Below are 21,867 nucleotides of genomic sequence, written 5' to 3'. Positions count from 1 at the left end.
TCAAGGGGCAACGGAAGGCGATCCAGAACTCGATCGCTTGCTGATCGACTCAGCAAGCAGACGATCGGCCCGTGCTCCTACGGCAGCAAGTACATCGGCCAGCGTGACCACCAAGCGATAACTCAAAGCAACGGCCAACAATCCTGCTTCCGGCACGGATGCACCCAGACGCAGCAACAAGACGGCCTCAAACACACCCAGACCTCCAGGAGCGGCGGGAACAACGAGCCCCGCGGCCCAAGCCAAGGAAAAGGCCGCCATCCAGCGTCCAGCGGGCAACACAGTTCCCAGATCAAACACCTGGATGCAACACCAAAATCCCGAGAAGCGTGAAGCGATGAACAGCAACTCAGCCCCGAGTGGAGCCCAGGGGTAGCCACGACGACCACTGCCAAGTTGCTCTGGGAGTGGCAAAGCCTCGAGAGCGGGTTCAGCCTGATTCAGCTGCTTGAGTCGACTGCGCTCGAGGCGACACAGCAGAGGCTCTCTCCAGCGAGGAAGCAACAGAAGCGCAGGCAGCGGGGCCAACAGAACCAAACCGTTCTGCCATCCGCCCAACGGTATCCACAGCACCGCAGCCACAGCCATCAGCATCGGCTCCAACAGCACAGAAACGAGAGCAGGGCCTGTGCCGATGGAGGGCCCGAGAGCCCGGACACGCCGCAGGAAATGCCAGACCCCGCCCGGCAGGTATTTCAACAAGTTGCTGCTGAGATACAAAGGCACCAATGGCACCGGGCCGGAGCCATGGCCTAGCCATGCCACAAGAACTTTCCAGGCAAGGGCGTTGACCACCAGGCTCAGCCAGCTCAGCCCCAGTCCCGTCACCAACCACCACCAACCACGGGTTGAAATCGACAGCTCACTCAGACCCTTGGCATGGCCTGCCAGGGCCCATCCCACAAAACCAAGGGTGAGGAAAGTGACCCAGAGTTTCAAGCCGCCGGGGAGGAACGAGGACAAGCGAGCTTGGAGTCGCTTCAACATGTCCAGTCCTCCTCTGGCCGAAACGGCAGGGTCGACGAGCGCAGCGTTTGGCGGAGTGATTCCGGCGAAAGGCCTTCCCGATCAGCCAGGGATTGAAGCGCATCCTGCTCTGCTTTGACCACCAGGCTTCCATCCGGCTTCATGGCCTGTTTGGCGGCGAGAGCACCCCAGGGCGTGTCCAGGGATCCACACCGACGGGGCAGCACCCAGCGGCCCTGAAACCGTTCACGCACACCAAGCGTGGGGCTTGCCGTCCACCAGATCTGACGCAGGCGCTCAGCAGACTCGGGAAACACCAGGGCCATGACCGAGGTGCCTGGTCGACCTTTCTTCATCTGAAGAGGCGCAGAGGCCACATCCACAGCACCTGCATCCCGCAGTTGCTCACACAACCAGGCAATCGCTTCAGCGGATGCATCATCGATCCATGCTTCTTGAACCATCAACTCCTGCCAGTGCGGCTGGTTGAGGGCCACCGACGAACGGGGGCGCATCCGAATCAGTCGAAGCAGATTGGGACGGTCCAGCTGGCGATGTCCAAGACCGATCCCGATGGACTCGGGTTCCAGCAGAGACGGCCAGCCGAATCGATCGGCCAGCACCGTCATCAAGGCCAACCCTGTCGGAGTTGTCAGCTCGGTTTCCGGCCAGTCATCCCCGCTGCGCAGCGTCACACCATGGCGTTGAGCCAGCTCCAGCACCGCCGGTGCCGGCACCGGCAACACGCCATGGGCCGTGGACACCGTGCCGCGGCCGGACGGCGGTGGCAGACAGCAAAGGGAACGAGGCTGCAGAACATCGAAGGCGGCGCAGACGCCCACCACATCCACCAGGCTGTCAATGGCACCCACTTCGTGGAAATGCACCTGTTCAGGAGCCTCACCGTGAACGGCTGCTTCGGCTTCCGCCAAGTTGGAGAACACAGCAAGCACCATGTCCCGGAGAGAAGGCTTCAGCTCAGCCGCCAGGATTTGCCGGCGCAGATCACCCCAATGGCGATGCGCTGGATCGGGCTCCAGTGCATCCACCTTGAGCCGCAGGCCTCGCAAGCCACCACTTTGGGCCTCAGACACACGCAGCGCGTAGGCCGTATCAAGACCAAGCTGCTGGAGTGGCGCTTGAATCACCGAAGTCGGAACACCAAGATCCAGGCAGGCCGCCAGGAGCATGTCTCCGGCAAGCCCGGTCGGACAATCCACAAAAAAATCGGCTGAAACCGGCGTGGTCATGCCGACTCCGGCTCCAGGCCCTCCAGCAGCCGTTCCGCTACACCATCCAGCTCATCCAATCGCTTCTTCAGCAACTGCTCCACCTCACGGCGGGCACGGCGTTGCTCACGCTGAGCTGTTGCTACATCTTGTCCCGACAAGCCCCAGATCCGACCTAACAAGGCGCGATCATCAGCACCACCACGAGCTTCTCCCTCCAGCAGGGCCTCGGCCACCATTCCCGCTTGCAGGACGCGGCTCCAGCGACGTAAATCCTCGAGAGGCAATCTCACTTGCTCCGGCAGATCGAATTCCGTCGCCCCATTGCAACGCAAACCAGCCTTCAGACAGGCGCGTGTTCCTACGAGGACCCGTCGAACCGCCAGCTCCTCCTGCTGAGCCACCAACCAGTGGCCCGCTTCATGGCGTGCGACCCGACGAAGGCGGGACCGACCACCAGGCAGGGCTTCCGCCAGAAGATGGCCGCCCATGCCTTCCAGCTGAGACGCATCAACGGTGAGACCCAGGAGTCCACCGCCGATGAGCAAGGCAATCCAGGCCGGAGACAGTCCGACGAGAGGGCCGAACACCGCAAGGCCGGTGCAGCCAGCCACTGCAAAACCAGCAGTGGTTGCAGACACCGGTGAAGCGTTCATCCGTTACGAGCAGGCCTGTTACGAGCGCCGGCCCCGGCACCACCTCGGCGGGAGGCCCCACCACGTCCCTTTCCGCCTCGGGTTGGCATGGGGGCGATCACCTCAACCGACTCCACCTGCAGCGCCTGACCCTGGCGACGCACATCCAAACTTACGAAGTGACGCAGATGTGCCAACTCCACGTCACCACTCAGCTGAAGCTTGAAGGGCAGGGGCTTGAATCCATCGGCGCGCGGCAACTGGCGCACCTTGATCACCAGCTCAGAGGATTCAGGCTTGGTGTAAATCAGCTCACCCCGAATCGAGAAGTAGTCGTCTCCTTCGGGGAGCTGATCCACGGAGGGGTCGAGGGCTTCGACGTCATCTTGGGTTGCCGCCAGCGTGCTCGGCTCCCAAATTCCTGCAATCTGGAGATGCAATTGACCGGCTTCCCGACAACGGGGATAGACGACCCAGAGGTGCGGCTGGCTCATCTCGAGATGACGACGCATGAGCGTGAGCATCCTCCCAAGCACGACAGCTTCGATCTCCTGGCCGTCGGCATCAACAAGATGCCCGCGCGTGGGCTGGTCCTCGGATTCCGTTCTAAAGATTCCTCGCACGACACCGATGGCCCGGTACTGCAGCGGCTCGGTCACCGCGGGAATGGGATGGTCGCGCATCAGTTTCAAGGGCATCCACTAGCCCGCAGCAACTGTAACCAGCATTGGGATGTTGTCTTCAGCCAATCAATCTGCACCGGCATCAGGGCTGGTTGAACTCCTGCAGCGCGGCGTCGATGGCATCCACTGGGTCCGTGGCGTCATTCATCGACGTGGCCTCGCGCAGACGCTGCATCAGTTCCATGGGGTTGGTGGCATCCAGCACCGATCCCTGCCGTTTCGCATCAGGGAGATTATTGAAAATGTCGCGATCCTCGTTGGTTTCGAAAGGGCTCTGACCCCCAAACGATGACTGAGCGATGGCTGCAGGGGTCAGCCAGATAGATGTTGCGCTGACAGCCATCACAACAGCTGCGGACACGCGTTGAAAAGGCATGGTGACGAGTCAGCGGGCCGGCCAGATGCTAAGGGTCACACGTCTTGCTCGAAAGGATCTGTGCGGATCGCCAGCTGGAATGTCAATTCGGTGCGGACTCGGCTGGACCATGTGCTGGCTTGGCTGGACCGGAGTGATGTGGACCTGCTGGCCCTTCAAGAGACCAAGGTCGACAACCCTCTATTCCCTCTCGAGCCGTTCCAGTCGAGGGGTTACGAGGTGAGCATCGACGGCCAGAAGTCATACAACGGCGTTGCTTTGATCAGCCGCCATCCCTTGGAGGACGTGCGAGTGGGCTTCAGCGGAGAGTTGCAGAACGATGACGTCGCCGCCGACCTGAGCGAACAGAAGCGGGTGATCAGTGCTCTGGTGGATGGAATCCGAGTGGTCGATCTCTACGTCCCCAATGGTTCAAGCCTCACTTCAGAGAAATACAGCTACAAGCTGGCGTGGCTGGGCTGCCTTGAGCGCTACCTGCGTCAGTTGGAGTCGCGGGACGAACCCCTTTGTGTTGTTGGTGATTTCAATATTGGCCCGGAAGACAGAGATCTACACGACCCCGACCGTCTCACCGGCGGGATCATGGCCACCGAAGCCGAACGCCTCGCCCTGACGCAGGCCCTGGGAGCAGACCTCAAGGATGCTTTCCGCCTGTTCGAATCCAGCAGCGGTCACTGGAGTTGGTGGGACTACCGCAGTGGGGCCTGGAACCGTGATGCCGGCTGGCGCATCGATCACATCTATCTCAGCAGTGACCTGCAGGAGCTAGCGCGCAGCTGCAGCATCGATAAACAGGAACGCGGTCTGGAGCAGCCCAGTGACCACGCGCCCGTCGTGGTTGATCTTGCCTGGGAAGACGACGAAGAAGCCGACGAAGACACCTTCAACGTTTAGTAGACCACTGCTTCATCAGGAAGCGGTGCGGCCTGGTTTTTCAATTCCACGTAACGCCGCTGGGATTCACCACAGGTGCGGGGTGTCGGGAAGATCTTTCCAGGATTGGCGCGCCCTTCAGGGTCGAAGGCTGAGCGCAGTAAACGCATGGTGGCCAGATCATCTGTGGAGAACATCCGATCCAGGAAACAACGCTTATCGCTGCCAACCCCGTGCTCCCCAGAGATGCTGCCGCCCGCATCCAGACACAACTCCATGATGGCGGCCCCGAGTGCTTTGACCCGCTCATTCACCCCAGGTTCTGAGGCGCGGTAGAGGATCAACGGGTGAAGGTTGCCGTCGCCGGCGTGAAACACATTGGCGACGACCAGCCCGCGCTCTTCACTAAGCCTGTCGATCGCGGCGAGCACCGAGGGAAGCGCAGTCCTGGGCACTACACCATCCTGGAGGTAGTAACTCGGGCATTGGCGGCCGAGGGCCGAGATGGCACTTTTACGACCTTTCCAGAGGCGGGCGCGCTCGGCTTCGTCCCAGGCCTCTCGCAAACAACCCGCGCCGGCCTCACGGCACAGGGCACTGGTGAGGGCAACGGCTTCCTTCACTTCCTGGGTCTGACCATCAAGTTCGATCAGCAACACGGCCCCGGCATCCGCTGGATATTCCTCCCGCTCGAACGCCGCATTCACAGCTGCAATGCAGGTGTGATCCATGATCTCCAGACCAGCGGGCAACACCCCTGCCTGGGTGATCCTGCGCACGGCATCGCCCGCCGCCGCCATCGAAGGAAAGTCGGCGAGCAGCACCGCCACAGTTTGGGGAGCGCGCAAGAGCCGCAACGTGATCGCCGTGGCGATGCCCAACGTGCCTTCGCTACCGATGAAAGAGCCGCGCAGATCAAGGGCGGCGCTGTCGGAGAGATCGCTCCCTAAGCGCGTCACCTCGCCATCGGGGAGAACCACCTGCATCGAGAGGACGTGGTTGCTGGTGACGCCGTATTTGAGGCAGTGCACGCCGCCGGAGTTCTCCGCCACGTTTCCGCCGATGCTGCAAATCACCTGGCTGGATGGGTCAGGGGCGTAATAAAAGCCATCCCCCGCAACGGCACGCGACACCCAGCTGTTGATCACACCGGGCTCCACCGTGATCGTCTGATTGGGCAGATCCACGGAGAGGATCCGGCGCATGCGACTGGTGATCACCAGCAGCGCCTCCTGTTCCACCAGTGCCCCTCCCGACAGCCCGGTTCCACTGCCACGGGCCACGAAGGGGATGCCGCGGGCATGACAGGCCTTGAGCACCGCTGCCACTTGTTCGGTGCTTTTCGGCAGCACTGCGAGCGGCGGGCTATGCCGATCCATGGTGAGACCGTCACAGTCGTACACAAGCAACTCCTCACGTCGACAAACGATGTCGCGCGGGGCCAGAAACCGTCTCAGGTCCTGCTCAAGAGCTGCCCAGTCGTGGACCAAAACCGGTCTGAATCACTGGACCAACCATGCCATTGAAAGACTCGGAAACGCGTCTTCGTACACAGATCAGCCGATTTGGGTCGTTCTTGGGTCAGGATGTTGCACGGTTTGCATCGGCCCTTTGGCTTCCGCCCCCGTGACAGCACCAAGCTTGAACACCACTCGCTCCCAGGAGCTCTTCCATGCAGCCCAGGCTTTGATGCCCGGCGGCGTGAGCTCTCCCGTGCGCGCGTTCAAGTCCGTGGGAGGCCAGCCGATTGTCTTCGACCGCGTCAAAGGACCCTATGCCTGGGACGTGGACGACAACAAATACATCGACTACATCGGTAGTTGGGGCCCCGCCATCTGCGGTCACGCGCACCCTGAAGTCATCGGCGCGCTGCAAGAAACCATTGAGAAGGGCACCAGTTTCGGAGCCCCATGTTCATTGGAGAACACCCTGGCAGAAATGGTGATCGACGCGGTCCCCAGTGTCGAGATGGTTCGCTTCGTGAACAGCGGCACAGAAGCCTGCATGGCTGTTCTGCGATTGATGCGCGCGTATACAGGTCGCGACAAAGTGATCAAGTTCGAAGGCTGCTATCACGGCCATGCGGACATGTTCCTGGTGAAGGCGGGCTCCGGTGTCGCCACGCTCGGACTTCCCGACTCTCCAGGTGTGCCCCGCAGCACCACCGCCAACACTCTCACCGCTCCTTACAACGATCTTGAGGCGGTCAAGCAACTTTTCGCCGAGAACCCCGAGGCCATCGCCGGAGTGATTCTCGAGCCGATCGTCGGCAACGCCGGTTTCATTCAGCCCGAACCAGGATTCCTTGAAGGCCTGCGTGAGCTCACCAAGGAACATGGCGCCCTGCTGGTGTTCGACGAAGTGATGACGGGCTTCCGCATCAGCTATGGCGGCGCCCAGGCCCATTTCGGCGTGACCCCAGACCTCACCACCATGGGCAAAGTGATCGGTGGCGGTCTTCCTGTTGGCGCTTACGGCGGCCGTCGAGAGATCATGGAGATGGTGGCCCCTGCAGGCCCGATGTATCAGGCCGGCACCCTCAGTGGAAACCCTCTGGCCATGACGGCCGGGATTAAAACCCTTGAGCTACTAAAACAACCCGGTAGCTACGAGAAGCTGACGGCCACCACCGAGAAGTTGGTGGCTGGAATCAAAGAGGCCGCCACCGCCGCCGGTCTGCCGATCTCCGCCGGCAGTGTGAGCGCCATGTTCGGTTTCTTCCTTTGCGAAGGTCCTGTGCGGAACTTCGAAGAAGCCAAAGCCACTGACGCCGCACGTTTTGGCAAGTTGCATCGTGCCATGCTCGAGCGAGGTGTCTACCTCGCACCATCCGCGTTCGAAGCAGGCTTCACCTCCCTGGCCCACTCGGATACAGACATCGAGAGCACAATCCAGGCCTTCCGCGAAAGCTTCGCTGCTGTCGCCTGAGATTTTGAGCCCTCCTGATGCGTTCCCATGCCTCCACATCAACCAGGATGGATGGGAACGTTTCTAAAGCTCACCTCATCAGCCCTCGCACTGACCTGCAGTGCAGTCTTTGCCCCATCGGCTCGAACAAGTCCCCTCGAATCCTTATTAGGGCTGCCCGAATGGGCTGACCTCAGCGTCACGGTCACCGCCCAGCCCATGGTGGGTGTCGTCGGGGGTGATCGACCTGGTGCCAGCAGTTGGTTCCAATCCATCAACCTCGGGTTGTCCCTCAGTAGCGGATTCGAAAAAGACCAAGACAGCTGGAGTGAGCTCGATCACTGGCAGCTGAACGTGGAGCTCTCCAGCAACGCCGGCAACCCCAATCTGAACACCGATCTGGGATCCGCCTTCACCCTCCAGACTCTGGTGAACCCCGTTGGCACCTGGCTCACCGAGGCCAGCGTTGTTAGAAACCGCGGCCGTGGATGGTGGGAAGCGCAACTCGGTCTGATGTCGCTGGCACCCGACATGGCTGGTGAGCCTGGCTTTGTGTCCTCACCAGTGATGAATAACTACTTCAGTTCGGTGTTCAACAACACCATGAATTTGCTGGTGATCGGCATGCCAATCAATCCTTTTGTGGCACCCGGTCTCAAGGTGAAGGCGCATTCCGAGACGCTCGGAAGTCTGGGCTACGGGTACTTCTATCTCGATCCACAGACGACCATTGCTTCAAGCCTGGGGGTCAATCCGGGCATCCCCGAGGTGCAGGGAGGTATGCAAGCTCTTCAATGGACCCGAAATCCGCTTCCATCGCGAACCGATCTATCGAAACCCATCCCTCGTCCTGACACCCAGGCGAACGTGATCCGGCAATTGCCCATGCCCGAGCTTCAATTGGGCGGCTATCTGACATCCACGCGTCTCTTGAGCGATGACGCAGATGAGCTGGGTGAGGGACTGAACCGTGGCATTTACGGATCCATCACCTGGCCACTGGACCTACCCGTCGGCCTCGACAGTCGCCTCTGGGTCGCAGGCACTGTCAGCCTTGACCCTGAGAACAACCCTTATCCGACCTTCGTTGGCGGCGGCTGGCTGACGCAGGGTGTTGTTCCGAGCCGCCCACTCGACGTGCTTGCCCTCGGTCTCGAACGCACGAGTTTCAGCTCAACACTTTTATCCGGCAAGAGCTACGAAGCCACGATTGAACTCAATTATTCGATCTACGTTTCCGAAATGCTGCAAATCCAGCCAGTCATGCAATGGATCATCAACCCGGGCGGTGCAGGCGAAACACCAGGGATCTGGGCCGGAGGCGTTCAACTCAACCTGAACCTTTGATCGTTAGCAGAACAGCTAATACTCGATTGCTTATTCCACGCGCCACAAATGTGTCAATGCCTGCAAGCCTCTTTCTCCAGGCAAGCAACAGAATAAACAAAAATTAGGGCAATAGAGTCATTACTAATTCTCGAATCGATCGAAGCTCTATCGGTAGTTTTCAAACTGAAGGGGAACATCCAGCTCGTCATCCTTTGAGCGCAGCAGCTGAATTACCTGTTGCAAATCATCCTTACTTTTTCCTGTAATTCGCAAACTCTCCCCTTGAATAGCGACTGTTACTTTCTTCATTTCATCACGCACCATCTTGCTCATTTTCTTGGCAAGCTCTTGGCTCAGTCCTTTTTTCAGCTTAACGGTCTGTTGAACACGGTTGCCGCCGACTGTTTCTGCTGGCTGGAAATCAAAGATCTTGAGGGACAAATTTCTTTTGGTTGCTTTCGTCCGAAGGATGTCCTCAACAGCCTGAAGGGTCATATCGCTCGCTGTGTTGATGACCACAGCAGTCTCTTCAAGCTTAATCTCAGTGCCCGAATCCTTGAGGTCATAACGCTGAGAAACATCTCGCCGCACTTGATCAAGGGTGTTGACCAGTTCTTGGCGATCAAAGTCAGACACCACATCAAAAGAGTATGAAGCCATCGAAAACGTCCAGATGTTTGAAGGCTAGCAATCGCCATCCGATCGCTCTCTTGCCATGCAATGCGCTGGACGGAGGCTCAAATGAGCTTTCGCATTCATGAACAGTCGATCTCTATTGTTTGGGGTCTCTTGCGATCGGTCGTGAACATCACGGATTGGCTGACCCAGACCCCTGCTGCTCCCTACGCCTGGTCGCTCGTGCTATCGGGAGCAGCCGTCATCGCGAGCATCATTCCACTGGGTGCTGCCCGCTCCCAGGCTGACTTCACCATGGCCGATATGAAGGCACCAAGGGCCATGTTCGAGCGCCTGCCTGCCTGGGGGCAACGGGCCAGCTGGGCGCATCAAAACAGTTTTGAAGCCTTCACTCTCCATGCACCGGCAGCGTTGCTGGCCTTAATTGCCGTACTTCAGGTGGGGGAACTGCCTGGCTTGGCGGTTCCAGCTGCACTGCTGCAACCCCTGCTGCGCTTCCTCTACCTGCCCGCCTACATCGCCAATCTTCCACCGTTGCGCGGCATGTGCTGGGCCGGAGCATTGCTGTGCACCGGCATCCTCTACAGCGAAGGCCTCAAAGCCCTGCTCGTCGCTTAGGACTTCGACTGCTGGAACTGCTTGAGCGCCGCAATCAGCGAAGCCGGTGATTGGGGATCCACCATCAACACACTGCCAGCGGGGGAATTCGCCATCTGCTGACCCATGGCCATCCAATCCTGAGCCAACATCAGGCGAACAGCTTCTTCGGCTTCAGGACTTTCCGCCAGCGCTTTGGCCATTACCCGAGCTGCCTCTGATTTGGCCTCAGCCAGCACGCTCTGCTGATTGGCTTGAGCCTCGGCCTCCAACATCAGCGCCTCTTTCTGGGCACGCGCATCAAGAACGAGAGCCTCAGCACGCCCGCGAGCCTCATTCAACTGGGCTTCTTTTTCGCCTTCCGATCGAAGAATGGCGGCTCGCTTTTCGCGTTCCGCAGTCATCTGAGCCTCCATCGCCTGCTTCACACCGGGCGATGGATTGATATCGCGCATCTCCACACGGGTCACTTTCACTCCCCAGGGGTCCGTGGCTTCGTCCAGTTCTTTAAGCAGCAGTTCATTCACTTCATTGCGAGTCGTGAACGTCTGATCGAGATCCAGTTTTCCCATCTCCGCACGGATCTGGGTGAGCACCAGATTCACCATCGCGGCCTGCAGATTATCAACGGCGTAATACGCCTGAGAATGCTCCAACAACTGCCAGTAGACGACTGCATCAACTTCGATGGACACATTGTCACGGGTGATGCACAGCTGAGGCGGAATATCGAGCACACGTTCTTTCAGTGATTCATGGCTGACCACTCTCTCCACAACGGGAATCACGATGGAAAGACCAGGCTGCAGCTCACGATCGAATTTGCCGAGACGTTCCACCAGTCTTGATCGCCCCCCACTCGTGACTTTCACACTTCCGCTGCCCAGCAGCGCGATCAAAATCAGGGCCGGCAGACTCAGAAAGGCTTCCATGACGAGAGGGTGTCTGTTGGGAACGTAGCCCCCAAAGTGGAGCAAGCAAACCAACCCGTTATGCCATCCCTGTGGATTCCCCTGATCTGGTTGCTGGTGGCGGGATCCTTATTGGGGATCGAACTGGTGTCCCCCAGTTTTGACGGGTTGATGTTCGCGGCCATCGCGGGGCTGACCGTCTCCGTGCTGACAGCTCTGCTACCCGTGCCGATCTGGCTACAGATCAGCCTGTTTGTGTTGATGACCGTGCTGGGAACACTTTGGCTGACGCGCTGGTCAGCCAAACGCACGCCGCGAACCGGCAGGCGCCAACTTCGGGAGGACACCGCTGAAGTCTTGGATGCCATCGCGCCAGGCGGCGAAGGCCGTGTCCGCTGGCACGGGCAAAGCTGGGCAGCACACTCCTTGGATATCGAAACCCTCTTGAAGCCAGGGGATCAGGTGCTGGTCATGGGGCGGGACGGCACCAGGTTGCAGGTGCTGCCCACACTTCCACCGCTTTGAGACCCCTCCTGGAGGCTCAGTCAAAGAACAACAAACTGACCACCTTGCCCATGTCCTCAGCGTTGCGACAACTGGCCAGCAAAGTCTCGCTGTCGTGAAAGGCAAAACAGATCAGTTGATCGCAACGACTAATGATGTCTTGATTGCAGAGGCTGCTAGCCATGGGCAACGGCAGATCATCGTGCTCAGGCTTTTCGATGAGATGCAAAACCTGTTCCAGTTGATCGCGAATCTCGACAGCCTGACGACTGAGGCTTTGGGGCAACAGCACCGTGAGCTTGGCGGGATCGACGGGAAGAACACCGCGAATGACAGCAGCGTTAACACCTTGCGCCCCCGAGGTGACCAAGGAATGCCCCTCCTGAGCCAGGGAGCGGGCAATCAGTTCGATCAAATGAATCGCAACCACCGGAACGTGCCGGCTTCCGAGAATGGCGATTCGCCGCTTGCCCTTGTCCTGCAGAAGGGCCAGTTCCTGAGCAAGTGTGTCCACCCTGTCCAGTGCAGGGAGATCAAGTGACTGGCTCAATGACTACCCGCCGTTGTTTCTAAAAACTAGCAGTGATGAACCCAGTCGGAGCCATCAATTTGAGGGAATCGCCAAGGCTTCAAAGCCGACGGCCTCGAACAGATCATTCAAGCGGCAGTGTTCTTCAACGAGGCGGAAGGCGTAGGTCGCCTTCACCGCCTCATGCAGGCGCACATGACCGAACGCCTGCTCAATCACTTCAACGGTCCCCAGGGTGTCCTGTTCAACCTTGAGTAGAGGCACCTCCAGTTCGTCGGCACGACTGATGAGCTGGGGAAGCGGATCACCCGCACCGGTCAGGATCAGACATTGCGTTGAAGCTTCCAGAGCCGCCAGCTGGATGTCGGTGCGATCCGCACCGGTAACCACCGCCATGTTTCGGCGACGCCGGAAGAATTCCATAGCGGAATTCACATTCATCGCACCGATGCTCAGGGTCTCGACCAGAAGATCGAGCTTTTCCCGACAGCACAAAACTCGGGCATCCAGACGTCGCACGAGCTCACCAACCGTGACGCTGCGCAGCAGAGGGGACCGTGGCATCACACCAAACACCTCGATACCAAGCGCTTGCAATGCCGGAACCACGTCGCGTTCGAGGGTCTCGACGTCCTCCGGCGTCACCGCATTCAGCACGACACCGCGCAGACGCTCGCCGAGCTGCTGCTGTGCAGCCAGCAAGGCATCCACACTGCGACTGTCCTCCCACAAATGCACAAGAACCACAGGAGCATCCAGGTCTCTGGCCAGCTGCACAAGGCTGAGGCCATACAGCAGTCCCTCATGCAGGCTGCCCGCCGCTTCGAGCAGTGTGATGCCGCTGTCTGGCTGCTGCAGGCTGGAACGCAGATGATCGAGGCCGTCACCTGCCGTAAGCACCCCATCGGCAAGCCGTTGCTTGCCTGAATGGGCCGAGAGCAGATGCAAAGAGGGCAGCAAATCCTGCTCCGCCAACCCGAGGATCTCTCCGACGAAACGCACGTCGTCATCAATCAGAGGCGATGGAGGCGTTCCCTCCCCAGGCTCCCAGTCAAGGCTCGTGGCCAGTGGTTTGCCAAACAGAACCCTTGCACCAGCTGAACGAAGATGCCGCGCGATCCCCAGTACAAGCGCGGATTTTCCGCTGAAGGGTTCACAGGATCCGATCAGCAGGGTTGAGCCCATCCGGGAGTACTGATGTCAATCGCCACAATTTAAAGGGGTCCCTCGTCAGGAATCCGCTCCAGCAATAACCATCGCCAGAATGCATCCGGCAGATCCATGGGCTCCGCAGCTTCCACATCCATCAGCCACTGCACCAACTGATGGGCAGGACATGCAAAGCGGTAAGGCTGTTGCTGCACATCCAAAAGGACCAGCTGGCAACGGCTGATCTCCAGAGGGGATCGCGTGGGAGACCAATCCATGCGGAAGCGGTGAGACCCAGCATTGCTGAGTTGGCGCTCACCCTGGAACTGCCCGATCGCAAGCCACTCGAGCGCTCGCCGCAGCTCCTCTTCCCGACGGCGACCACCGCAGTAAGGCGCAAACAGTGCGAGTTGGGCTTCTCCAGACGGGCTGGACAACGTCATACCGTCGAGCTGTTTCAAGCATGCCCAAGCTCGCTGCGATGGCCCAGTCCTCGTCCAGATCCACAAGCCCCCGATCCGGTTCCGCGGCCGATGTCTGGAACGGGCGCCGCGTAGGGATCACAGGAGCTGGGGGCGAACTGGGCCGTGCCTTGACCCGTTGTTTGAGGGAGCGAGGAGCTCATGTCATCGCCCTGAGTCATCGATCAGAACCCTCGGAACGCGATTTGAATGCAGGCCCCAATGACTGGGTGCGCTGGAGCTGCGGTCGGGAAGACGCGCTGGATTCGACCCTGCAGGATCTCGACCTGCTGGTGCTGAACCATGGCATCAATCCCGGTGGGGACCAATGCCCCGAGAGCCTGAGCCTGGCGATCGAGGTGAACGCCATGAGCCACTGGCGGCTGCTGCAACGTTTTGAGCGATTGCACAGCACCGAAGCAACAGGATCGAAGCCTGCGGAGGTTTGGGTGAACACCTCAGAAGCAGAGATTCAGCCGGCGCTGAGTCCCGCCTATGAGCTCAGCAAGCGTTTGATCGGCCAGCTGGTGAGTTTGCGTTGGAGTGCTCCTGCAAGAGAACGCGCCGGCCTTCCAAAATTGCGCAAATTGGTTTTAGGTCCGTTTCGTTCCAAACTGAACCCCATTGGCGTGATGTCGGCTGATTTCGTGGCCAAACAAATTGTTTGGCAAGCGGAGTTTGGACTGCCGCTCATCATCATCACTCCCAATCCGATCACCTGGGTGGTGATGCCCTTAACGGAATTCGGACGGCTGCTCTATTACCGGATCTTCAGAGTCAGTCACCCCGATCCGTAAGGATCTCGCAACCATCGGATGTCACAACAATGGTGTGTTCCCATTGCGCAGAGAGGCCTCCATCGCGGGTGACAACCGTCCAGCGATCCTTGAGGGTGCGGCAAGCCTTGCTACCGGCATTCAGAATGGGTTCAACCGCCAGGGTCATCCCAGGCCGCAAGGTCACATTCGGAAGAGCATCGGTTCGGAAATTGAACACCGAGGGTTCCTCATGGAGATTACGGCCGACTCCATGACCGGTGTAATCCTCAACAACACTGAAGCCACCTTCCAGCACCCGGTCTTCCACGGCACCGGCGATGTCAAGCAAGGTGTTGCCAGGTCGGATCTGAGCCAAGCCTGCCATCAATGATTCCTGGGCAACACGGCTGAGAACTGCCGCCTCTTCTTTCACCTCACCAACGCAGATGGTGACACAGCTGTCGCCGTGGTAGCCGTCGTAGAAGGCACCCGTATCGACCTTGAGCAGATCACCGGCACGGATCACCCGTTTGTTGCTGGGGATGCCGTGGACCACCTCGTCGTTGATGCTGGCGCAAATGCTGGCGGGGAATCCGTGGTAACCCTTGAAGCTTGGTGTGGCTCCCATTTCACGAATGCGTCGCTCGGCATAGGCATCCAGATCACCTGTGGTTTGGCCCGGTTCGACCATGGCGATGGTCTCCTTCAGAACCGTGGCCACAATGCGACTGGCCTTGGCCATGATTTTCAATTCACGCGCTGACTTGATCTCCACGCCCCGACGCTGCTGAATGCGAGGACCGGTAGCGGTCACGCCGCCATTCTTTGTTGAGGCAAGCAGATCAGCAAACAAGTTCATCGGTGATGTCTTCGGGTAGTCCCGACGTCCTGCTGTCACGCTATCAATCGTGACGGGCAGATGACAGTGGCGCGTTTAATCGCACAATTGCGACGCTTGCATCGATGGGTGGCTCCTTTTGTGGTGCTGCCGTTGCTGACCAGTGTGATCACCGGAACCGCTTACCGCGTGCTTCGCGACTGGTTCGGCTTTAGTCGCGACGATGCGCATTGGTTAATGAGTCTCCACGAAGGGGAATGGCTGGGACCGCAATTGGAGCCTGTCGTCGTGATTCTCAATGGCGTTGGCGTTCTCTGGTTGATCGTCACCGGCGGAAGCATGGTGTTGCAGTCCTGGCGAACAAGTTGGAAACAGCGTTCAGAGAAGGGTGAGCCGGCAGGGTAAAGTGATTGTTTGGCGTGATTACCCGGAGCTGGGATGGCAGCGGACCCGAAAGAAACATCTGCGCAGGACACTGCTGATGCAGTAGCCACTGACAGCGAGACCCCCAAGGCCGCTGCCACCACCGCCAAGGCTGAGCGCTTGAGTCCTGCTGATCTCATCAAAGAGTTTGAGCACGCTCAACTCAAGAGTGACCTTCCCGACATCTATGTCGGGGACACTGTGCGCGTCGGCGTTCGCATCAGCGAGGGCAACAAAGAGCGGGTTCAGCCCTATGAGGGCGTCGTCATCGCTAAGCGCCATGGAGGGATGAACCAAACCATCACCGTCCGTCGAATTTTCCAGGGCATCGGTGTGGAAAGAGTGTTTATGCTTCACAGCCCTCAAGTGGCCTCCATCAAGGTGGAGCGCCGCGGTAAGGTACGGAGGGCGAAGCTTTTCTATCTGCGGGAACGGGTGGGCAAGGCCACCCGCGTGAAGCAGCGCTTCGATCGCTGAGGCTCCGGCCTCGTTCAATCCAATGCCATCGCTTCGGTGGTGGTCGAGGGGTTCATCGCCTTGCGCCGTTAGTTCAGTTGGTAGAACGCAGGTCTCCAAAACCTGATGTCGGGGGTTCGAGTCCTCCACGGCGCGTCCGATGGCCCCTTCTGCAGTTTCCTGATTTCGAGCATGGAGTTGGATCTTCAACCTGGTGATGTGGTCAAGGTCCTCGAATCCGCCGCCCTCGGCTGGGTTCGTGCCCGTGTGATCCGTGTCAAATCCGGCGGACGTGTGGTCGTTCAAAGCGACCAAGGCCGCGAATTCACTGCCCGTGGCAATCAGGTGCGCTTGATTGAACCAGCAGGTTTCAGGCCCTAACGACAATCGCTGTCGTCGAATTGGTCCGCTGAACCCGGCAGGAACACTGCCGGGTTCTTTTTATGAAAGGAACTGTCACTCTGAGTCGACTGCCATCTTGTCGGCCCGACGCGATCGCAGCGCAGACAGCAACGCTGGAATCGTCGGCTGCTTCTTCAAACCACGACCAATCAACAGACCTTCACCACTGGACAAACCCTGATCAACATTCAGCAGCACAAGCTTTGGCATCACTTGGATTCAAGAGCCAAACACTGGCACTAGCCAAGGTGTCTTGGTTTGGTGGCGGCTTCACTGGAACGCAGTCACTGGGGCTGGTCGGGCATTGCCAGATGGTCGTCCTTCTTATTTCTGAGATCCTCGCCACCGCTCCTGCAATTTTGAAACTGACAACCTTGTGAAGACAAGTGATCTCAGGCTTTGACCTGAGAGCTCCAAACCCGTTCACACGCCCTGATGTTGACGAAGGGCAGGGCTGAGGTCGATACTTCACTCGTCGCGATCGCGACACAGGTCCGCTCCCAACCGAGCCGTTGGCGACGCAGCACCTGGGACCGTAGTTCAATTGGTTAGAGCACCGCCCTGTCACGGCGGAAGTTGCGGGTTCGAGCCCCGTCGGTCCCGTTTTCAATTCATCCGACACCGCATGGTTCGCGTTCGTCTGGCACCCAGCCCAACGGGAACTTTGCACATCGGCACGGCTCGAACAGCTGTGTTCAATTGGCTCTACGCCAGGAAAGAGGGCGGATCGTTCCTGCTGCGCATTGAAGACACCGACAAGGAGCGATCCAAACCTGAATTCACCCGCAACATCCTTGAGGGTCTCCAGTGGCTCGGGATCGACTGGGATGAAGATCCCGTGATTCAGAGCGAGCGGGTGAATCAGCACCAAGCAGCGATTCAAACCTTGCTCGACAAAGGCCTCGCCTATCGCTGTTACGCCAGCGAAGAGGAGCTGGAGCGGATGCGGGAGACCCAGAAAGCCTCCAATCAGGCGCCGCGATACGACAATCGCCATCGCGAACTCACACCGCAACAAGAGGCCGCGTTTCAGGCTGAAGGGCGAGAGGCCGTGATCCGCTTCAAGATCGATGACAACGCTGAGATTCTGTGGAAGGACTTGGTTCGCGGACCAATGCGTTGGCGCGGCGCCGACCTCGGGGGCGACATGGTGGTCGCCCGACGGGCACCTGCTGATCAGATCGGTGATCCGCTCTACAACCTGGTGGTGGTGGTTGATGACGCAGCCATGGCCATCACCCACGTCATCCGCGGAGAAGATCACATTGCCAACACCGCCAAGCAACTGCTGCTGTATCAAGCCCTTGGTCTGGCCCAGCCGACGTTCGCTCACGCACCGCTGATTCTTAACGCCGAGGGCCGCAAGCTCTCGAAGCGCGATGGGGTGACCTCCATCAATGACTTCCGCAGCATGGGCTACACAGCAGAAGCCATTGCCAACTACATGACCCTGTTGGGCTGGTCCGTACCGGAAGGCATGGAGGAACGCTTCACCCTGCAGCAGGCAGCGGAGGTGTTCAGCTTCGATCGTGTGAACAAAGCGGGGGCCCGTTTCGACTGGGACAAGCTCAACTGGCTCAATGGGCAGGTGCTGCACGCTCTGCCGCCAGAGCAATTGCTCCAGGACGTGACGCCGCTGTGGACGTCAGAGGGCTGGTCGCTTCCTGAGGATCAAAGTTGGGCGCTGGCGCTGTGTGAACTGCTGGGTCCATCGCTCACACTGATCAAAGACGGCGTCGAACAGGCATCACCCTTCTTTATCTGCCCAGAACTCGAAGAGGATGGTGTGAAGCAACTTGCTGTGGAGGGGGCCAAAACAGCCATCGCCCATCTGGTGACAACCTTGGAATCCGATCCCTGGGATGGGCTCGACTCCAGCAAAGCCCAAGCGATGCTCAGCGATGCGGCCAAAGCGACGGGCGTCAAGAAGGGCGTACTGATGAAATCCCTGCGCGCCGCGTTGTTGGGCCGTTTGCAAGGACCGGATCTGATCACGACCTGGTCACTGCTGGCCCGAATCGAGCAAGACTTGCCCCGCCTTAGGCGCTGTCTGGACTGAGGGTTCAGGATCCTTCTGAGTCAACCCAAGCGCTCTGGCGAGGGGTTGGGCGCTCAGGCCCTGCAAGCCAACCGTCATCAGAATCGTTAGGAACACCAGACCCTGGAGGCGGCCGGCCCCGAGTACACCCGCCTGTTCCAGCCGAATGGCGAACAGTGATGCAACAGCTGCCGTCACAATCCCCCGCGGAGCCAGCCAGCCCATGAACAGGCGCTGACGCCAGTCGAGCGGCAATCCCATGGTGGACACACCAACGGCAATTGGACGGACCAGCACCATCAGCACAAGCACGCAGCTGACACCGCCCCATCCCAGTGGACTGAGCTCGGCCCAGGACACGTCGGCCGCCAAGAGCGGGAACAGCATGGTGATGGCGAGGCTGGCCAGTTCACGGATCAAGGCATCCAGCTGAGCAGCCTGCGTCGAAGGACGACGACCCACCACCACACCAGCAGCCACGGATGCAGGCAGACCGGATTCGGGCAGAAGCCACTCGCAGATCGAGAACATCAGGAACAGGACGCCCAGCGTGATCTGCAGACGCAGCCCCACCGAATGCTCCGATGGAAGGCGCCGCAACACCTCGGACAGGAGCCAGCCCACCGCCAAACCGATGAGCACCCCACCACCGAGTCTTGAAAGCAAACCCATGGCCAGGCCTCTCCAGCCGTAGAGGTCACCCAACAACTGCTCCAACAGCAACAATGCCAGGACAGCACCAATGGGTTCCAACACCAGACCTTCCGCCTCGAGCACATCGCCCAGGGGCGAAGCCAGTCGGATTTGCTGCACGATTGGAGTCACCACCGTGGGGCCAGTGGACAGCACGATCGCGCTGTAGACCCCCGCGAGGGACCATCCCAGGCCTGCCAACCAATGGGCCGCCAACATGGCAGCCCCAAATGACAACACCAGGCGCGCCAAGGAGATGCGAAGCACAGTGGCTTTGATCGTGTCCCCAGGGAGACGCAGGTTCAGACCACCGTCGAACAACACCAGGCTGACCAGCAGCCCGACGGTTGTTTCCAGCCCAAGGCCGAGGTCCAGAGGTTCAACCAGTCCCAGACCGGAGCGCCCGATCAACAGGCCGGACAGCAGCAGGAGCACCACAGCCTGAAGACCCGACAAGGCAGCAAGCAAACGTGCACAGGCACCGGCGAAGACCGTGATTCCCCAGAGCAGTCCGAGCCTGTCAGGCGTCATCGATCGAGGCGTATTGCGGTTCCACACGCACACCGATCACCGCATCCGGACGGATCACGAGATATTCACCTTCGAAATCACCCAAGGGAACATTCACGAAGGCCTGTGCGCTACCACCGTTGACCAGCCCCTGATACCAATCCTGAAACGTCTCGAGCGTGGGGAAATGAACCACCTCCGTCTGACCTCCAGATAAGTGGAGCGAAATGCGATAGCGACGGGGGGTACGTGTCATCAGCGAACCGTACAGGTCCAGGGTGTGGGTGAGCTTCCACTCGAAAGATAGAGAGGATGACGCGGTTGCCCGCTTCGGGTGGTGCCCATGGCCAGCGGGGCCGTCCCTGCTCGTCGGTGCCTCAGGGACTGTTTCAGCATCTGCACCACTTGCTGATCCCTTTGGTGCAAACCACCGGCGGCACCCCAACCGAGCCAGAGATCCCAACCAGGGTGAGATGCCCAACCTTGGAACCAGCGGATCAAGACCCGGTCGGTGTTCTCGCCGACCGGATCGGCGCAACGTCTTAGGGCCACAGGAGCCGGTGAAATCCGAGCGAACAGATTGAGCACCACAAGCTGATGATGCCCCCAGGCCTGGGCAAATCCCTGCAGCCGCCGAAGGGTTGGGTCGTCACGATCGGCATCAGCGCGGGAAGGATTCAACCCCACAAACAGAAGAACACGCCGACGCTCATCCTGTGCGGGTGTTGAAACGGCACGCTGAAGCTCCCATCGGTACTGGCCGCAGGTGCTGAAGGAGGCTTCAGACCTCCAGCAGACCACGGGCAGCCTCAAGAATCCGACCACTGGCCAGGCCGTCGCCGAATGGATTCACCGCTCGGGCCATCTGGTCATAAGCCTCGGGATCATCGAGCAGAAGCGAGGCTTCACGGGCAATCGACGCACTGTCGGTGCCAATCAAGCGAGCGGTTCCTGCATCCACAGCCTCGGGACGTTCGGTGGTTCTGCGCAGCACCAAAACGGGCTTCCCAAGGGCCGGGGCTTCTTCCTGCAGTCCGCCTGAGTCGGTAAGCAGGAGCGTGCATCCCTTCATGGCCGCCACCAGCCGGTCGTAATCGAGTGGCTCGGTGAGCACGACCCTGGGATGGTCACCGAGAAGAGCCTGCAGGGGCTCACGCACCGTGGGATTGCGGTGAAGCGGCAGCAACAGCACAGTATCCGGATGACTCTCAATCACCTGGCGCATGCCTGCCGCAATGCTTTTCAGACGCTCACCCCAGTTTTCCCGTCGATGCACCGTGGCCAGGATCACCTTCTGATGAGCCCAGTCGATGGGCAGATCATCGAGCGATGGGGCTTGCTTTGCCATCCGCAGCAGAGCGTCGATCACAGTGTTACCCGTGACCATTACCCGACCGACCACAGCAGAGGCCTGAAGGTTGTCGTGGGAGCGCTGTGTTGGGGCGAAATGCAGCTGCGACACCTGTGAAATCAGCCGGCGGTTGGCTTCCTCTGGGAAGGGATCCAGCAGGTTGTCGGTCCGCAGGCCAGCTTCCACATGACCGACCGGGATTTGCTCATAGAAGGCCGCTAGGGCAGCAGCGAAAGCGGTGGTGGTGTCGCCTTGAACGAGCACCAGTCCAGGTGGGAACGCCTGGAAATCGTCGCGGAGCCCCTGCAGGGCAGCACAGGTGACATGTGTCAGTGTCTGACGCGGGGCCATCAGATTGAGATCCTGATCCGGTTTCAGACGGAACAGATCCATCACCTGAGACACCATTTCACGGTGCTGTCCCGTCAGCACCACGCGGGTGTCGAGGGCATCGCAGGCACGGAATTCCTGAATGACAGGGGCCAGTTTGATGGCTTCTGGACGAGTGCCAAGCACGATTGTGACGCGGGGCTTGGCAGCCATAGATAGAAAACTGATGGCGAAATCTTAATCGCGTTTCACCAAGCTCCCACCAAGCCTTCACTCGCCAGGT

At 59.5% G+C, this 21,867-nt stretch carries 27 protein-coding genes and 2 tRNA genes; 13 read left to right on the top strand and 16 right to left on the bottom strand.

What is annotated here, in order from left to right; genetic code table 11:
* From SynA1560_RS04890 to SynA1560_RS04870, 5 genes are all read right to left on the bottom strand, one after another.
* Window positions 1-987: a lysylphosphatidylglycerol synthase domain-containing protein gene (locus SynA1560_RS04890; protein ID WP_186501301.1), complete on the bottom strand. Its 987-nt coding sequence runs from the start codon at window positions 985-987 to the stop codon at window positions 1-3.
* Window positions 981-2,216 (bottom strand): LarC family nickel insertion protein, encoded by a 1,236-nt coding sequence (locus tag SynA1560_RS04885; protein WP_186501300.1) that lies wholly within the window; start codon window positions 2,214-2,216, stop codon window positions 981-983. The genes SynA1560_RS04890 and SynA1560_RS04885 overlap by 7 nt, the downstream gene beginning before the upstream one ends.
* On the bottom strand, window positions 2,213-2,851 hold the full coding sequence (locus tag SynA1560_RS04880; protein ID WP_186501299.1) for a hypothetical protein: 639 nt from the start codon (window positions 2,849-2,851) through the stop codon (window positions 2,213-2,215). Before SynA1560_RS04880 ends, SynA1560_RS04885 begins: the two co-directional genes overlap by 4 nt.
* Entirely contained in the window at window positions 2,848-3,513 is a 666-nt protein-coding gene (locus tag SynA1560_RS04875) for a hypothetical protein (RefSeq protein ID WP_186501579.1), read from the bottom strand. The genes SynA1560_RS04880 and SynA1560_RS04875 overlap by 4 nt, the downstream gene beginning before the upstream one ends.
* An 82-nt stretch (window positions 3,514-3,595) precedes the next feature.
* A complete protein-coding gene (locus SynA1560_RS04870; protein WP_255477071.1) occupies window positions 3,596-3,889 on the bottom strand; it encodes a hypothetical protein in 294 nt (97 codons plus the stop codon).
* Window positions 3,890-3,949: 60 nt separating this feature from the next.
* On the opposite strand from SynA1560_RS04870, the gene xth reads away from it, so the two are divergent.
* The gene (gene xth, locus SynA1560_RS04865; protein ID WP_186501298.1) at window positions 3,950-4,783 is read left to right on the top strand and encodes an exodeoxyribonuclease III; all 834 of its coding nucleotides are present in this window, start codon (window positions 3,950-3,952) and stop codon (window positions 4,781-4,783) included.
* On the opposite strand, the gene SynA1560_RS04860 is transcribed toward xth, so the two are convergent.
* Window positions 4,780-6,252: an FAD-linked oxidase C-terminal domain-containing protein gene (locus tag SynA1560_RS04860; protein WP_186501297.1), complete on the bottom strand. Its 1,473-nt coding sequence runs from the start codon at window positions 6,250-6,252 to the stop codon at window positions 4,780-4,782. The two genes, xth and SynA1560_RS04860, sit on opposite strands and share 4 nt — an antisense overlap.
* A 136-nt stretch (window positions 6,253-6,388) precedes the next feature.
* On the opposite strand from SynA1560_RS04860, the gene hemL reads away from it, so the two are divergent.
* On the top strand, window positions 6,389-7,690 hold the full coding sequence (hemL, locus tag SynA1560_RS04855) for a glutamate-1-semialdehyde 2,1-aminomutase (protein ID WP_186501296.1): 1,302 nt from the start codon (window positions 6,389-6,391) through the stop codon (window positions 7,688-7,690).
* Window positions 7,691-7,717: 27 nt separating this feature from the next.
* A complete protein-coding gene (locus SynA1560_RS04850; protein WP_255477070.1) occupies window positions 7,718-9,016 on the top strand; it encodes a carbohydrate porin in 1,299 nt (432 codons plus the stop codon).
* 147 nt (window positions 9,017-9,163) lie between these two features.
* Here the strand turns inward: SynA1560_RS04850 and SynA1560_RS04845 are convergent, their stop codons facing one another.
* On the bottom strand, window positions 9,164-9,658 hold the full coding sequence (locus tag SynA1560_RS04845; protein ID WP_186470514.1) for a YajQ family cyclic di-GMP-binding protein: 495 nt from the start codon (window positions 9,656-9,658) through the stop codon (window positions 9,164-9,166).
* 129 nt (window positions 9,659-9,787) lie between these two features.
* Here SynA1560_RS04845 and SynA1560_RS04840 point away from each other — a divergent pair, with 129 nt between their 5' ends.
* Entirely contained in the window at window positions 9,788-10,252 is a 465-nt protein-coding gene (locus SynA1560_RS04840; RefSeq protein WP_255477069.1) for an MAPEG family protein, read from the top strand.
* Here SynA1560_RS04840 and SynA1560_RS04835 read toward each other — a convergent pair.
* Entirely contained in the window at window positions 10,249-11,163 is a 915-nt protein-coding gene (locus tag SynA1560_RS04835; protein ID WP_186470512.1) for an SPFH domain-containing protein, read from the bottom strand. The two genes, SynA1560_RS04840 and SynA1560_RS04835, sit on opposite strands and share 4 nt — an antisense overlap.
* A gap of 60 nt (window positions 11,164-11,223) precedes the next feature.
* Between SynA1560_RS04835 and SynA1560_RS04830 the strand changes: the two genes are divergently transcribed.
* The gene (locus SynA1560_RS04830; RefSeq protein ID WP_186470511.1) at window positions 11,224-11,667 is read left to right on the top strand and encodes an NfeD family protein; all 444 of its coding nucleotides are present in this window, start codon (window positions 11,224-11,226) and stop codon (window positions 11,665-11,667) included.
* 16 nt (window positions 11,668-11,683) lie between these two features.
* On the opposite strand, the gene SynA1560_RS04825 is transcribed toward SynA1560_RS04830, so the two are convergent.
* Genes SynA1560_RS04825 through ebsA form a run of 3 tightly spaced genes read right to left on the bottom strand, consistent with a single transcriptional unit; the run spans window position 11,684 to window position 13,767 of the window.
* Complete coding sequence (locus SynA1560_RS04825) at window positions 11,684-12,196, bottom strand: DNA recombination-mediator protein A (protein WP_186470510.1); 513 nt, start codon at window positions 12,194-12,196, stop codon at window positions 11,684-11,686.
* Window positions 12,197-12,250: 54 nt separating this feature from the next.
* Window positions 12,251-13,360 carry a phosphotransacetylase family protein gene (locus SynA1560_RS04820; protein WP_186501295.1) on the bottom strand — a complete coding sequence of 370 codons (1,110 nt, stop codon included), beginning with the start codon at window positions 13,358-13,360 and terminating at the stop codon, window positions 12,251-12,253.
* Window positions 13,361-13,389: 29 nt separating this feature from the next.
* Window positions 13,390-13,767 (bottom strand): type IV pilus biogenesis protein EbsA, encoded by a 378-nt coding sequence (ebsA, locus tag SynA1560_RS04815; RefSeq protein WP_186470508.1) that lies wholly within the window; start codon window positions 13,765-13,767, stop codon window positions 13,390-13,392.
* Window positions 13,768-13,787: 20 nt separating this feature from the next.
* On the opposite strand from ebsA, the gene SynA1560_RS04810 reads away from it, so the two are divergent.
* Window positions 13,788-14,582 carry an SDR family oxidoreductase gene (locus SynA1560_RS04810; RefSeq protein ID WP_186470507.1) on the top strand — a complete coding sequence of 265 codons (795 nt, stop codon included), beginning with the start codon at window positions 13,788-13,790 and terminating at the stop codon, window positions 14,580-14,582.
* On the opposite strand, the gene map is transcribed toward SynA1560_RS04810, so the two are convergent.
* Window positions 14,563-15,402: a type I methionyl aminopeptidase gene (gene map / locus SynA1560_RS04805; protein ID WP_186471026.1), complete on the bottom strand. Its 840-nt coding sequence runs from the start codon at window positions 15,400-15,402 to the stop codon at window positions 14,563-14,565. The two genes, SynA1560_RS04810 and map, sit on opposite strands and share 20 nt — an antisense overlap.
* 60 nt (window positions 15,403-15,462) lie before the next feature.
* Here map and SynA1560_RS04800 point away from each other — a divergent pair, with 60 nt between their 5' ends.
* The 7 genes from SynA1560_RS04800 to gltX all read left to right on the top strand — a co-directional run bounded on the left by SynA1560_RS04800 (window position 15,463) and on the right by gltX (window position 18,721).
* A complete protein-coding gene (locus SynA1560_RS04800; protein WP_186470506.1) occupies window positions 15,463-15,786 on the top strand; it encodes a PepSY domain-containing protein in 324 nt (107 codons plus the stop codon).
* Between the two features lie 33 nt (window positions 15,787-15,819).
* Entirely contained in the window at window positions 15,820-16,281 is a 462-nt protein-coding gene (gene rplS, locus SynA1560_RS04795) for a 50S ribosomal protein L19 (RefSeq protein WP_186470505.1), read from the top strand.
* A gap of 62 nt (window positions 16,282-16,343) precedes the next feature.
* Window positions 16,344-16,416: transfer RNA gene (locus SynA1560_RS04790), tRNA-Trp, on the top strand.
* 36 nt (window positions 16,417-16,452) lie between these two features.
* Window positions 16,453-16,641: a hyperconserved protein Hcp gene (locus SynA1560_RS04785; RefSeq protein ID WP_006043540.1), complete on the top strand. Its 189-nt coding sequence runs from the start codon at window positions 16,453-16,455 to the stop codon at window positions 16,639-16,641.
* 62 nt (window positions 16,642-16,703) lie between these two features.
* Window positions 16,704-17,042, top strand: coding sequence for a hypothetical protein (locus SynA1560_RS04780; protein WP_186470504.1), 339 nt, complete (start codon window positions 16,704-16,706; stop codon window positions 17,040-17,042).
* Between the two features lie 149 nt (window positions 17,043-17,191).
* Window positions 17,192-17,265: transfer RNA gene (locus SynA1560_RS04775), tRNA-Asp, on the top strand.
* A 22-nt stretch (window positions 17,266-17,287) separates the two neighbouring features.
* Window positions 17,288-18,721: a glutamate--tRNA ligase gene (gene gltX, locus SynA1560_RS04770; RefSeq protein ID WP_186501294.1), complete on the top strand. Its 1,434-nt coding sequence runs from the start codon at window positions 17,288-17,290 to the stop codon at window positions 18,719-18,721.
* Here gltX and SynA1560_RS04765 read toward each other — a convergent pair.
* Genes SynA1560_RS04765 through wecB form a run of 4 tightly spaced genes read right to left on the bottom strand, consistent with a single transcriptional unit; the run spans window position 18,665 to window position 21,797 of the window.
* Window positions 18,665-19,924, bottom strand: coding sequence for a sodium:proton antiporter (locus SynA1560_RS04765; RefSeq protein WP_186470502.1), 1,260 nt, complete (start codon window positions 19,922-19,924; stop codon window positions 18,665-18,667). The genes gltX and SynA1560_RS04765 overlap by 57 nt on opposite strands.
* Entirely contained in the window at window positions 19,914-20,159 is a 246-nt protein-coding gene (locus SynA1560_RS04760; RefSeq protein ID WP_186501293.1) for a hypothetical protein, read from the bottom strand. The genes SynA1560_RS04765 and SynA1560_RS04760 overlap by 11 nt, the downstream gene beginning before the upstream one ends.
* Window positions 20,159-20,728, bottom strand: coding sequence for a DUF1643 domain-containing protein (locus SynA1560_RS04755; RefSeq protein ID WP_255477068.1), 570 nt, complete (start codon window positions 20,726-20,728; stop codon window positions 20,159-20,161). Before SynA1560_RS04755 ends, SynA1560_RS04760 begins: the two co-directional genes overlap by 1 nt.
* A complete protein-coding gene (gene wecB, locus SynA1560_RS04750) occupies window positions 20,685-21,797 on the bottom strand; it encodes a non-hydrolyzing UDP-N-acetylglucosamine 2-epimerase (protein ID WP_186501291.1) in 1,113 nt (370 codons plus the stop codon). The genes SynA1560_RS04755 and wecB overlap by 44 nt, the downstream gene beginning before the upstream one ends.
* Between the last annotated feature and the right edge of the window lie 70 nt (window positions 21,798-21,867).

Source organism: Synechococcus sp. A15-60, from assembly GCF_014280095.1.
Lineage (GTDB): Bacteria > Cyanobacteriota > Cyanobacteriia > PCC-6307 > Cyanobiaceae > Synechococcus_C.
The sequence above is the reverse complement of the archived record's forward strand: the minus strand, read 5'-3'. Positions and strand labels throughout refer to the sequence as shown.